Below are 12,059 nucleotides of genomic sequence, written 5' to 3' on the forward strand. Positions count from 1 at the left end.
TTTGCCTCAGCCCTGCACCATCCGCTTGATCCAGAGCGCGTGATTGGTGGCGAGCCGGGCGATGCGCTTGTCGATCAGGTTGGGGTCGTACCAGGCGCCGGCATCGCCCGAGCCGTTCGAGGCATTGACCGGATAGGTCGCGAGCACGCGGCCATTGGCGTCCGTGACGGTGGTGAGGCTGTCGAGGGAGTCGCTGCCCTCGCCATCGTCGAAATCGCTGCCGACATAGGCGGAGAGGAAGAGCGAGCGCACGGCGACGGTCACCGTGGCGCCGCCGCGGCGGCCGTCAGGCGCGAAGGCGTTGGTCAGGTCGCGTTCGATGATCGCCTTGATCGTGGCCGCATAGGGGCCGACGCCGAGCTCGACGAGGCGCGAGACGTCCACGCGGACTGCCGAGATCTGAATGCCGGCGCCGAGCGGCGGCGTGGTCTGGCAGCCGGCGAGCGCTGCCGCCAGGCCGGAGAGGATCAGGGCGCGGCGGTGGAGCATGGCAGGCTTCCCGGATGAAGGTGCGGATCAGCCCGCGACGTAGCGCTTGATCCAGGCGGCGTTGTTGCGCACGAGCTGGTCGAGGCGGCGCTGGTCGATATCGGGCAGGTACCAGGCGCCGGCTGATCCGGCATCGACCGTCGAGAGGATCGGATATTTCGCGATCGCGCGGTCGCCCTTGCCGAGCAGCAGGGTCTCGCTGTCGAAGGTGTCGAAATTGCCGGCGCTGCCGCCGCCCTTGCCGCCGCCGGCAGCGGCATAGCTGCTCAGGTTGATGGCGCGGACCGTAACGTAGAGCAGCGGGCCGCCGCGCTGCAGGGCCGGGCCGAAGGCCGTCGCGAGCTCTCGCTCGAGCGCAGTCTTGACCCAGGCGGCGTGGGCGCCCCAGGCAGGCACCAGACGGGAGGTGTCGACGCGGATGCCCCCGATCGCGACGGGCTGGGCCGTCGCGGCGTAGGCGGAGAGCGCAAGGGCTGGAGCTGCGAGCGAAGCGGCGAGGAAAGCGCGGCGAGTGGTCATGGCTGAGCCTCCGGATGCGATCATCCAGACATAGGATGCCGCGCGGGCGAAACCATGCCCGCGCTCACAGTTCGTCAGCGGAAGACGACGCTCACGACCTCGTAGGACTTGCCGCCGCCGGGCGTGTTGACCTGCACGGAATCGCCGACCTTCTTGCCGATCAGCGCGCGCGCGATCGGGGAGCCGATCGAGACCTTGCCCGAGCGGACATCGGCCTCAGGCTCGCCGACGATCTGGTAGCGCTTCTCTTCCTCGGTATCGTCGTCGATGAGCTGGACGGTGGCGCCGAACTTGATCGTGTCGCCGCCGAGCTTCGAGACGTCGATGATATCGGCCCGGCCGATCAGCGATTCGAGCTCCATGATGCGGCCCTCGTTATGCGACTGGGCTTCCTTGGCGGCATGATACTCGGCGTTTTCCGAGAGGTCGCCGAGCGCGCGCGCTTCCGAGATCGCCAGGATGATGCGCTGGCGCTCGACCTGCTGGCGGTGCTTCAACTCCACCTCGAGAGCGGCAAAGCCGCCCGCCGTCATAGGAACCTTGTCCATCATCCCGTCCCAATTACGAAAGATCAGAGCCGCCGGCCGCCTGTTCGGCGCCCTGCGCTCCCCTTCCGACCGTTTGTAGAACTGCCCCGGCGCGCGGCCTCAGGCCGCGTGCACGAAGTAGGATTGCAGCGATCGTACTTCGAGATCGCCGCTGCGGTAGGCCTTGATGCCCTCCGCTGCCGCGATCGCTCCGGCCAAGGTGGTATAATAGGGAACCTTGTGCAAGAGGGCCGTGCGCCGAAGCGAGCGCGAATCGGCCAGCGCCTGCGGCCCGTCGGTGGTGTTGAAGACCAGCTGGATCTCGCCGTTCTTGATGGCGTCGACCACGTGCGGGCGGCCTTCCAGCACCTTGTTGATCTTGGCGGCCGGGATGCCTTCCTCCTGCAGCAGCCGGAGCGTGCCGCCGGTGGCGAGGATGCGGAAGCCGATATCGGCGAGGATGCGCATCGAGGGCACGATGCGCGGCTTGTCCTCGTCGCGCACGGAGACGAAGACCGTGCCCTTGACCGGGACCTTCGAGCCCGCGCCGAGCTGGCTCTTGGCGAAGGCGATGTCGAAGGAGCGGTCGAGGCCGATGACCTCGCCGGTCGAGCGCATCTCCGGGCCGAGCAGCACGTCGACGCCGGGGAACCGCGCGAAGGGGAAGACGGCCTCCTTGACGCCGACATGGCCGAGCACGGCCGGCTTCAGGCCGAAGCTCGCCAGGCTCTCGCCGGCCATGATGCGCGCGGCGATCTTGGCGATCGGCTCGCCGATGACCTTGGCGACGAAGGGCACGGTGCGCGAGGCGCGCGGGTTGACCTCGAGCACGAAGATGACGCCGTTCTGGATGGCGTATTGCACGTTCATCAGGCCGCCGACGTCGAGCGCCAGCGCCATGGCCTTGGTCTGGCGCTCCAGCTCGGCGATGGTCGCCAGGGAGAGCGAGCGCGGCGGCAGCGAGCAGGCCGAATCGCCGGAATGGATGCCGGCCTCCTCGATATGCTCCATGATGCCGGCGATGAAGGCGTCCTTGCCGTCGCTGAGGCAGTCGACATCGACCTCGATCGCGTCGGAGAGGTAGCGGTCGAACAGCAGCGGGTTCTTGCCCAGCACCGTGTTGATCTGGCCGGTCTTGTCGTTCGGGTACTTGGCCTTGACCTCGGACGGGATCAGGCTCGGCAGCGTGCCGAGCAGGTAGTCCTCGAACTGGAGCTCGTCGCGGATGATCGCCATGGCGCGGCCGCCGAGCACGTAGGACGGGCGCACGACGAAGGGCAGGCCGAGCTCGGCCGCGATCATGCGGGACTGCTCGACCGAATAGGCGATGCCGTTCTTCGGCTGCTTCAGGTGCAGCTTGTCGAGCAGGCGCTTGAAGCGGTCGCGGTCCTCGGCGAGGTCGATCATATCGGGCGAGGTGCCGAGGATCGGGATGCCGGCCTCTTCCAGCGCGTTCGCCAGCTTGAGCGGGGTCTGGCCGCCGAACTGGACGATGACGCCGTGCAGCGTGCCGTTCTGCTGCTCCGTCGCCAGGATCTCGAGCACGTCCTCGGCGGTCAGCGGCTCGAAATAGAGCCGGTCGGAGGTGTCGTAGTCGGTCGAGACCGTCTCCGGGTTGCAGTTGACCATGATGGTCTCGTAGCCGGCGTCGCGCAGCGCGTAGCAGGCATGGCAGCAGCAATAGTCGAACTCGATGCCCTGGCCGATGCGGTTCGGCCCGCCGCCGAGGATGACGACCTTCTTGCGGTCGGAAGGCTGGGCCTCGTCCGCCGCCTTGCCGGCGAAGGGCATGGCGTAGGTCGAGTACATGTAGGCGGTCGGCGAGGCGAACTCGGCGGCGCAGGTGTCAATGCGCTTGAAGACCGGGCGCACCTCGAGCCCGTGGCGGCGCTGCCGGACCTCGGCCTCGGTCAGGTTGGCGAGCGCGGCGAGGCGCTTGTCGGAGAAGCCCATCGCCTTGACCTGGCGGAAGGCGCCCGGCGTCTGCGGCAGGCCGTGCTTGCGGACCTTGTCCTCGGTCTCGACGATGCCGCGCATCTGGGCGAGGAACCAGGGGTCGATCTTGCAGCTCTCGTGGATCTGCTCGTCGGTGAAGCCGAAGCGCATGGCCTGGGCCACCTGCAGAATGCGGTCTGGCGTCGGGGTCGAGAGCGCGGCCTTGATCGCGTTCCGGTCGTCGCCCTGGCCGAGGCCCTCGACCTCGATCTCGTCGAGTCCGTCGAGGCCGGTCTCCAGCGAGCGCAGCGCCTTCTGCAGCGATTCCTGGAAGGTGCGGCCGATCGCCATGGCTTCGCCGACCGACTTCATCGCGGTGGTGAGCGTCGGCTCGGCGCCGGGGAATTTTTCGAAGGCGAAGCGCGGGATCTTGGTGACGATGTAGTCGATCGTCGGCTCGAACGAGGCCGGGGTCGCGCCGCCGGTGATGTCGTTCTCGATCTCGTCGAGCGTGTAGCCGACCGCGAGGCGAGCCGCGACCTTGGCGATCGGGAAGCCGGTCGCCTTGGAAGCCAGCGCCGAGGAGCGCGAGACGCGCGGGTTCATCTCGATGACGATCATCCGGCCCGTGGCGGGGTCGACGGCGAACTGAACGTTGCTGCCGCCGGTTTCGACGCCGATCTCGCGCAGCACCGCCAGCGAGGCGTCGCGCATGATCTGGTATTCCTTGTCGGTCAGCGTCAGCGCCGGGGCGATGGTGATCGAATCGCCGGTATGGACGCCCATCGGGTCGATGTTCTCGATCGAGCAGACGATGATGCAGTTGTCCTTCTTGTCGCGGACAACCTCCATCTCGTACTCCTTCCAGCCGAGCACGCTCTCCTCGATCAGGACCTCGCTGGTCGGCGAGGCGTCCATGCCGCGCTCGCAGATCTCGATGAACTCGCCCTTGTTGTAGGCGATGCCGCCGCCGGTGCCGCCCATGGTGAAGGAGGGGCGGATGATCGCAGGCAGGCCGATATCCTCAAGCGCGTCGAGCGCCTGGCCGAGCGTCTTGACGTGATGCGAACGCGGCGTGTCCAGCCCGATCTTGGTCATCGCCTCGCGGAAGCGCTCGCGGTCCTCGGCCTTGTCGATGGCATCGGCGGTTGCGCCGATCATCTCGACGCCGAATTTCTCCAGCACGCCCATCTTCTGGAGCGAGAGCGCGCAATTGAGCGCCGTCTGCCCCCCCATGGTCGGCAGGAGGGCGTCGGGGCGCTCCTTCTCGATGATCTTGGCGACGATCTCCGGCGTGATCGGCTCGACATAGGTCGCGTCCGCCAGGTCCGGGTCGGTCATGATCGTCGCCGGGTTCGAATTGACCAGGACGATGCGGTAGCCCTCGGCCTTCAGCGTCTTGCAGGCCTGGGTGCCGGAATAGTCGAACTCGCAAGCCTGGCCGATGATGATCGGGCCGGCGCCGATGATCAGGATCGATTTGATGTCTGTGCGCTTGGGCATGCTTGAGACCGGTCGGTTCGCGGGCGCGCGCGGCCCCGGTCCGATCGATCGAGCGGAGACCAAGCGAGCGCCTGAATGAATGCTAGGCGCTCGCTATAGAGGCAGGATGCGGCTGGGGGAAGGGGAAAGCGTAGCGGCCTGCCCCTTAGCGCACAGGCGGCGCGATCGAAATCTCGTCGATCTCCGCTGCGGGCCGTGCCGGCCTGCGGCGGCGGATCGAGACGAGAAGCAGCGCGAGAGCGCCGATCTCGCAGAGCGCGCCGACGAAGCCGAGCTGCCAGGAAGAGCCGAGCCGCAAGGTCTGCTGTCCCAGCGCCGAGCCGGCGGCGATGCCGAAATACAGCGCCGAGGCATTGAGCGAGAGCGCCACCACGGCTGCGTCCGGCGCCATCGCGGCGAGCCGCGACATCTGCGCGGGATGTCCGGCCCAGCCGGCGCCGCTCCAGACCATGAGGACCAGCGGCAGGATGAAGATCGCGGTCTCCGGCGGCAGCGTCACGGCCACTGTGGAGGCGGCGGCGAGCGCGCTGGCGAGCAGGATCAGCACGAAGGTCAGCGCGCGCTCCGGCCCGATGCGGTCGGCGGCGATGCCGCCCCATTGGTTGCCGATGGCCGAGCCGATGCCGGTGACGACCAGCGCGGCGCTGAGCCAATGGCCGGTGATGCCGGCATGGGTGGCGAGGAAGGGCGCGATATAGGTATAGAGCGTGAAGGCGCCCGTCGTCCAAAGCGCGGTGGTGCCGAGCGCCAGCAGCACGTCGCCGCGGCGCGCGACCTGCAGCCGCTCGCTCAGCGTGTTCGTGCTGCGCGGCAGGCCCGCGGGCAGCTGGAACAGCAGGCCGAGCAGGGCGAGCGCACCGAACAGCGCGACGACCAGGAAGGCGAAGTGCCAGCCATAGGCGGCGACCGCGGTGCCGAGCGGGACGCCGAGAATCAGCGAGACGGTCATGCCGCCGGTGACGAGCGCGATGGCGCGGCCACGCCGCTCGGGCGCGACCAGCGCCACGGCGACCGCGTTCGCGGCGGGCATGAAGACGCCCGAGGCCAGCGCCATGACGATGCGCGCCACCATCAGCGAGGTGAAGTCGCTGGTGAAGGCGGCGAGCAGGTTGGCCAGCGTGAAGACGGTGAGCGCGCCGGCGAGCACGGCGCGCCGGTCGACATCGCCGAGCAAGGTCGAGAGAATCGGCGAGCCGATGGCGTAGGCCAGCGCGAAGATCGAGATCAGCAGCCCGGCCGTGTCGACCGTGACGCCGAAGGCGGAGGCGAGGTTGGGCAGGATGCCGGTGATGACCAGACTGCCGGTGCCAATGGCGAAAGCGCCGCCGGCCAGCCAAATGAGACGCGTGTCCATTGGATGTCCTTCAAAATTTCAATGATCATTGAATTTAGGGTGGTGCCCGCTTTGAGGTCAAGTTAATTTCAATGATCGTTGAATCTTGTCAGCAGTGATGAATCCGCCTATCTCGGTGAGATGAAGCCCGTCCTCCACCCGGACATCGCCGATATCGAAGCTGCCGCGGTCTTCGCCGCGCTGGCCGACCCGACGCGGCTGGCGATCGTGCTCGCCATGGCTGAGGCGGAGGAATTCGAGTCGCGCTGCAGCAGCTTCACCGATTTCGGCTCGCCCTCGCTGCTGACCTATCATTTCAACAAGCTGCGCGAGGCCGGCGTCACGCGGGTCCGGGCTGCCGGAACGTCGCGCTATGTCAGCCTGCGCCGCGAGGACCTCGACGCGCGCTTCCCCGGCCTGCTCGACAGCATCATCGCCACGGCAAGGCGCGATCCTTCGGTGCCGCGGATTCCGGAAGGCCGGCTGATCGCACTTTGAGCGCCGACTCACTCAGCCCACATCCTGAGTTTCTGACCAGAGATTCGAGCCCTCACCCTGAGGAGCCGCTTTAGCGGCGTCTCGAAGGGTGAACCAGTGGGCTTCCGAACCCCCTGGAGCATCCTTCGAGACGCGCTTCGTGCTCCTCAGGATGAGGGCTGAGCGGGCGGCAACCTTTGGCGCGGCCGTAAACAATCCTTCGGCAATCCGGGCTATAGACTGCCCTTATGCCGCTCTCCCGCCTCCCGCGCCATTCGCGCCAGCTCATCGCCTATGTCTTCGCCGGCGGCGTCACCGCGGTGGCGCATTATTCGCTGCTGATCGGGCTGGTGGAGCTGGCCAGAGTCGATCCGGTGCCGGCGACGCTAGCCGGCTTCGCGCTCGGCGCCATCGTCTCCTACACGCTGAACCGCTGGCTGACCTTTGACGCGACTCATAGCCATGCGCAGGCGACCTGGCGCTTCGCGCTGATCGCGCTCGGCGGCTTCGTGCTAACCGGCATCCTGATGCATCTCTTCGTCGACAGGCTGAGGCTGCCCTATCTGCTGATGCAGGTGGTCACCACGCTGATCGTGATGGTGTTCTCCTTCCTCGGCCACAAGTTCTTCTCGTTCGCCGACCGGGAAGGGGCGTGACTCAGCCCGGATTGCGGGCGGCGAAGGTCATGCGGTGCGGGTTGTGGCCAAAGTTCTGCTGGCGCTCGACATCCGCGAAGCCGGCCGCGCCGATGAGCTCGGTGATCTCGGCTTCGGCATAGGTCGAGAGGCCGAGCTCGGCGCGCAGCTTGCGGTAGTCGGACAGCGCCGTGCGCACCAGACCGGCCAGCGCCGCGATCAGGAAGCCGCCGCGCCAGGCGAAGGCGAGGAGCTGCGAGGCGTCGGTGAGCGGGCTGACATCGGGCGGGATCACGTCGGCGAGCACGAGCTTGCCGCCGGGCTTCAGCTTGGCGCGCCAGAGGCCGAGCAGCTCCGATAATTCCTCGCGGCTGAGATACTGGATCAGCGAGTTGGCGACGACGAGGTCGAGCGCGCCATCACCGAGCGCCGCGACCTCCTCGGGCGAGACCACGGCGATGGTGGGGATATGGCCGAAGCTTGCGCTCAGCTTGTCGCGCACGCTGGGCGCGGCCTCGCAGAGGTAGAGCCTGGCGCAGGCGGCAGCCACGCGGTCGGCGGAGAGCGCCTCGCCGCAGCCATGGTCGAGCACGATCGCCTCGCGCGAGGGGATGTGACGGATCAGGTCGGCGGCGACCTGCCGATAATGCAGCAGCTTGTGGCGGGGCGAGACGTAGATCGCATGGTCGCCGTTCCAGAAATCGCGCCAGGACATGGTGCCGTCATTCGCCCTTCGATGGGCAGCGCCTTGCCGCCCCTGAAGCCACGACTACGACGAGCGGGAGATCGCAACAAGTTCGGCGAGGCGGTTCGGGTTCAATCCACGAAGCGGATGCCGATCTCGCCTTTCCTGACCCAGATCAGGGTTGCCGAAGCGAAATTCCGGTCGTCGCCGTCGCTGTAGTTCAGCGTGAGCGGCAGCGGCCGGTCGATTTCCGGCTTCAGGCGGGCGCCGGTGAGCGACAGGTCGAGCACCCGGCACTCGACGAGGAAGCGCCGGGACGTGTCGAAGAGCCTCACCATGCGCAGCCGCGCACGCCATCGCCTCGCACCCCGATTCTCCATGCGCTTCCCTTTCTCGCGCGACGATTCTGCGCGGCAGGCTAAGGCCGCTGGATGGTGCGAGGCTTGAGAGCCTTCGGTTCGATAGGAGCCCCCATCTCCGTCATTGCGAGCGCAGCGAAGCAATCCAGGGGGACCGGGCGAGCAAGCCCCCCTGGATTGCTTCGCTGCGCTCGCAATGACGAGGGGGAGGCCCGTGGCTCCAGGCAAGGCTACGGACGTCGAGGTTGGTAGAAACCTCAAAAGCTCTCTAAGGTCTGGCCCGACTCTGGGGATGCCGATGCTGTTACTGCCTAAACTCTTGAAGCGCTTCGTCAGGCAGGGCCGCCTGACGGTGATCACGCCCGATAATCAGCGCCATGTCTTCGGGCCGGGAGCCGGGCCGATCCATTTCGCCGGCCAGGACAAGATCGCGCCCGAGGTCACGGTGCGCTTCAGCGACAACAAGATCGAGCGCGAGATCTTCCTCAATCCCGAGCTGGCCCTGGCCGAAGGCTACATGGACGGGCGCGTCAATTTCGAGGAGGGCTCCATCCACGACCTGCTCAGCCTGTTCTGGCTGCAGCGCAAGGAGCTGCGCAAGCACCCGCTGCAGAAGGCGATCCGCAACGTGCGCTTCCGGATCAGGCGCTGGCGCATGCACAACCCTGTCGGCATTGCCGGCAAGAAGGTGAAGCACCACTACGACATCCCGACCGATTTCTACCGGCTCTGGCTCGACGAGACGATGACCTATTCCTGCGCCTACTGGCATTCGCCGGACGTAGGATTGGAGAACGCGCAGAAGGCGAAGCTCCGGCACATCGCCGCCAAGCTGAAGATCGAGCCCGGCATGCGCGTGCTCGATATCGGCTCGGGCTGGGGCGAACTGGCGATCTACCTGGCCAAGGCCTGCGGCGCCAAGGTGACGGGTCTGAACGTCTCGCCCGACCAGATGGCCGCCGCGCAGAAGCGGGCCGATGCCGCCGGCGTCGGCGATGCCGTCAGCTTCATCAACAAGGATTATCGCGAGCTCGAGGGCACGTTCGACCGCATCGTCTCGGTCGGGATGATGGAGCATGTCGGCGTCGCGCATTACCTCGAATATTTCGAGCGCATCCGCGAGCTTCTGACGCCTGATGGCATCGCGTTGGTGCATTGCATCGGCCGCGTCGGCCCGCCCGGCTTCACCGGCCCGTTCTTCGACAAGTACATCTTCCCCGGTGGCTATGCGCCGGCGCTGTCGGAGGTGTTCGCGGCCGTCGAGCAGACCGGGCTCTGGCATTCCGACTGCGAGTTCTGGCGGCGGCACTACCACTGGACGCTGGAGGCCTGGCGCGAGCGCTTCATGGCGCGGCGCGAGGAGGTGGTGGCGATGATGGGCGAGCGCTTCGCGCGGATGTGGGAGTTCTACCTCTGCGCCTGCTCGATCTCGTTCGACATTGGCGGCGACATGGTGTTCCAGCTCCTGCTTGGCCCGCATAAGAGCGCCGTGCCGGTGATCCGCGACTACATCACCGACGCGGAGAAAGAGCTGGAGGCGCGCGGCTTCTGAGGCCCTTTGGAATTGGGCTCAGGTTGTCGAACTCGGCCCGGGCGCCTTCTGTGAGACCTTGACCATGCCGCCGAAGGCGCAGGCGCAGATGCTCTGGGCCGTCGCCAGCGGCACGCCCATATGCGAGGAGCAGACCGATGACGGCGCCCAGGGCGCGGGGATCGTCGGCGTGCACGGCATCGGCGTCAGCGCGCCCTGCGCCGCCGCGGTGGCCGAGGCCACGGTCGGATTGGCCAGGCTCTTGCACATGCCGAAGGGCATGATGTTCTTGCCGGGAACGATCTGGACGATGGTCGCGGCGGGCAATCCCGCCTCCGTCGGCACCGCCGGCAGCTGATCGGCGACGAACGGCGTCGGCATCGCGCCCATGCTGCACTCGAGCAGGGTCGCCGTGGTGAGGAACTGCGACATCTAGGCGCTTCCCGATCGCTGATGATGAACGTGCTTCAAGATCCGATGCGGGGCAGGGGCATGATCGGCGGCACGGGCACGTGCTGGATCTGCGCTCCGATATTCTTGACCGCCGTGCCGCCGATCTCCACGGTCCCGGTATTGGCCACGATCCTCACGCCGGCATTGGTGATATGGATGCCGTTGGCGCCGCAGCGCAGCACCATGCCGGTGCTGGTGATGTCGATCCTTGGCGCCAGCGGATCCTCGACTGGGACCTGCAGGTTCCGGGCCTGAACCGCTGCCAGGACAGCACCTGCTGCCGCTGTGACCGCGCTCAGCAGGGCGCAGCTTTCATACATGTAGATGCCCGCATCCAGGTCGGTCCGGAGGCCATGGGCGTTGTCGGGCTCCGCCTCGTCGGCACCGGCCGGGCCGAGCTTCTGCGCCGAGGTGACCAGCAGCGTCGCGTTATAGGCAAGGAACGCGCCCATCTGCGCGGCCGTCGCCGCATAGGCCGCGACCTTGTAGGCCGTGGCCGCGGTCTGGAACGGCAATGAGCCGAGATCCCTGACCTTGAGCGTGATCTTCTCGTTGGCGGAGATGGTGTTCTGGTCGTTCTGGGTCCAGCGGCCGGCAGTGCCCTTGCTGACCGCACCTTCCCCGCCGATCTCGATGCCCCAGCTCTTGCTCAGCTCGATCTTGCCCGAGATCGAGGTCTCGTAGGCGAGCCCAATCGAGTGGTCGATCTTGGCGCCGACGGAGACTCCGTAGGAGGAGTTGAAGGAGACGTCTCCCTTGTTCGCGGCGGAGAAGTCGAGGCTCATGCCGCGCTTGAATTCCTGCTTGTACCAGCCGGTGACGCCCTTCCGCTTCATCTCGACCGCGACGATCTTCCGGTCGACCTCGCCGGGCTTGGCTTTCCCCTCCTTGACGCGCTTCTCGTCGTCCTCGCTGGGGTATTCGTAGGTGACCTCGTAGTTCTCGCCGACGATCTCGATCGCCTTCTCGTCCGCGATCACGTTGAACGACTTGTTGGTGTAGAGATTGATGTCGCGCTTGGTCCAGACGTTGAGCTCGCCATCGCTGTACAGGCCGATGCCGGGCTCGTATTTCTGGTCCATCAGCAGGTCGGACCCGCGCTCCAGCGGCTTGCCGTCCTGGCCCGTCAGCTTCGGCTCGGGCTTGCCGACGCGCAGGTAGTTGAGGCCGGGCTTGAACTTGCCGGCGTTGTCGGGATCGGCCTCGAAGGTCTGGTCGACGACCTGAAACAGCGCCGCGCCGTCAAGGACGCGAACGTCGAAATTGCTTTTGAGATAGCCGCTGAAGCGCCCGCCGGTGATGAAGCTCGCTCCCGTATGCGGGGTGAACATCAAGGCGCGCTTGACGTCGGCGAGCGCGTCCGTCAGGGCCGGTGCGGTCGTGACGTCGTTGGTGTAGGTCGGCAGGTTTTCCGCCGGGATGCCCGCTGCGGCGCTGCGGGCGATTTGGGCATCGGTTTCGGTCGTGCCCTGCTCGGTCAGGCGGGGATAGCCCAGGCGCAACCGGGTATCGATGCCCACAGCCGGTTGATTGGCGCCGAGCAAAGGCTGATCGACATCGGCCGAGTCGGTCGCCTGGAAGAGCATGTCGCTGTTGGTGACCATCGGTTCTGC

Annotated in this window: 12 protein-coding genes; 3 read left to right on the forward strand and 9 right to left on the reverse strand. The window is 66.8% G+C overall.

What is annotated here, in order from left to right; genetic code table 11:
• Window positions 1-6: 6 nt before the first annotated feature.
• From DWF00_RS07325 to DWF00_RS07345, 5 genes are all read right to left on the reverse strand, one after another.
• Entirely contained in the window at window positions 7-489 is a 483-nt protein-coding gene (locus DWF00_RS07325; RefSeq protein WP_114831483.1) for a hypothetical protein, read from the reverse strand.
• A 27-nt stretch (window positions 490-516) separates the two neighbouring features.
• Window positions 517-1,008, reverse strand: a complete 492-nt coding sequence (locus tag DWF00_RS07330) for a hypothetical protein (protein WP_114831484.1) — start codon at window positions 1,006-1,008, stop codon at window positions 517-519.
• 74 nt (window positions 1,009-1,082) lie between these two features.
• On the reverse strand, window positions 1,083-1,556 hold the full coding sequence (greA, locus tag DWF00_RS07335) for a transcription elongation factor GreA (RefSeq protein ID WP_114831546.1): 474 nt from the start codon (window positions 1,554-1,556) through the stop codon (window positions 1,083-1,085).
• A 99-nt stretch (window positions 1,557-1,655) separates the two neighbouring features.
• Window positions 1,656-4,973, reverse strand: coding sequence for a carbamoyl-phosphate synthase large subunit (gene carB / locus DWF00_RS07340; protein WP_114831485.1), 3,318 nt, complete (start codon window positions 4,971-4,973; stop codon window positions 1,656-1,658).
• 145 nt (window positions 4,974-5,118) lie between these two features.
• Entirely contained in the window at window positions 5,119-6,327 is a 1,209-nt protein-coding gene (locus DWF00_RS07345) for an MFS transporter (RefSeq protein WP_114831486.1), read from the reverse strand.
• 120 nt (window positions 6,328-6,447) lie between these two features.
• Here DWF00_RS07345 and DWF00_RS07350 point away from each other — a divergent pair, with 120 nt between their 5' ends.
• Together DWF00_RS07350 and DWF00_RS07355 are read left to right on the forward strand one after the other, a co-directional pair.
• Window positions 6,448-6,804 (forward strand): ArsR/SmtB family transcription factor, encoded by a 357-nt coding sequence (locus DWF00_RS07350; protein WP_114831487.1) that lies wholly within the window; start codon window positions 6,448-6,450, stop codon window positions 6,802-6,804.
• Between the two features lie 227 nt (window positions 6,805-7,031).
• Window positions 7,032-7,439 (forward strand): GtrA family protein, encoded by a 408-nt coding sequence (locus tag DWF00_RS07355; protein ID WP_114831488.1) that lies wholly within the window; start codon window positions 7,032-7,034, stop codon window positions 7,437-7,439.
• A gap of 1 nt (window position 7,440) precedes the next feature.
• On the opposite strand, the gene DWF00_RS07360 is transcribed toward DWF00_RS07355, so the two are convergent.
• The gene (locus DWF00_RS07360; protein WP_114831489.1) at window positions 7,441-8,133 is read right to left on the reverse strand and encodes a class I SAM-dependent methyltransferase; all 693 of its coding nucleotides are present in this window, start codon (window positions 8,131-8,133) and stop codon (window positions 7,441-7,443) included.
• Between the two features lie 101 nt (window positions 8,134-8,234).
• Window positions 8,235-8,483 (reverse strand): PilZ domain-containing protein, encoded by a 249-nt coding sequence (locus DWF00_RS07365; protein ID WP_114831490.1) that lies wholly within the window; start codon window positions 8,481-8,483, stop codon window positions 8,235-8,237.
• A 277-nt stretch (window positions 8,484-8,760) separates the two neighbouring features.
• Between DWF00_RS07365 and DWF00_RS07370 the strand changes: the two genes are divergently transcribed.
• On the forward strand, window positions 8,761-10,014 hold the full coding sequence (locus tag DWF00_RS07370; protein WP_114831547.1) for an SAM-dependent methyltransferase: 1,254 nt from the start codon (window positions 8,761-8,763) through the stop codon (window positions 10,012-10,014).
• Between the two features lie 18 nt (window positions 10,015-10,032).
• Here DWF00_RS07370 and DWF00_RS07375 read toward each other — a convergent pair whose 3' ends face one another.
• Both DWF00_RS07375 and DWF00_RS07380 read right to left on the reverse strand, forming a co-directional pair.
• Window positions 10,033-10,425, reverse strand: coding sequence for a DUF4280 domain-containing protein (locus DWF00_RS07375; RefSeq protein WP_210207925.1), 393 nt, complete (start codon window positions 10,423-10,425; stop codon window positions 10,033-10,035).
• Window positions 10,426-10,460: 35 nt separating this feature from the next.
• Complete coding sequence (locus tag DWF00_RS07380; RefSeq protein WP_114831491.1) at window positions 10,461-12,050, reverse strand: hypothetical protein; 1,590 nt, start codon at window positions 12,048-12,050, stop codon at window positions 10,461-10,463.
• Between the last annotated feature and the right edge of the window lie 9 nt (window positions 12,051-12,059).

Source organism: Allobosea caraganae, assembly GCF_003351345.1.
In the GTDB taxonomy this organism is placed as follows: Bacteria; Pseudomonadota; Alphaproteobacteria; order Rhizobiales; family Beijerinckiaceae; genus Allobosea; species Allobosea caraganae.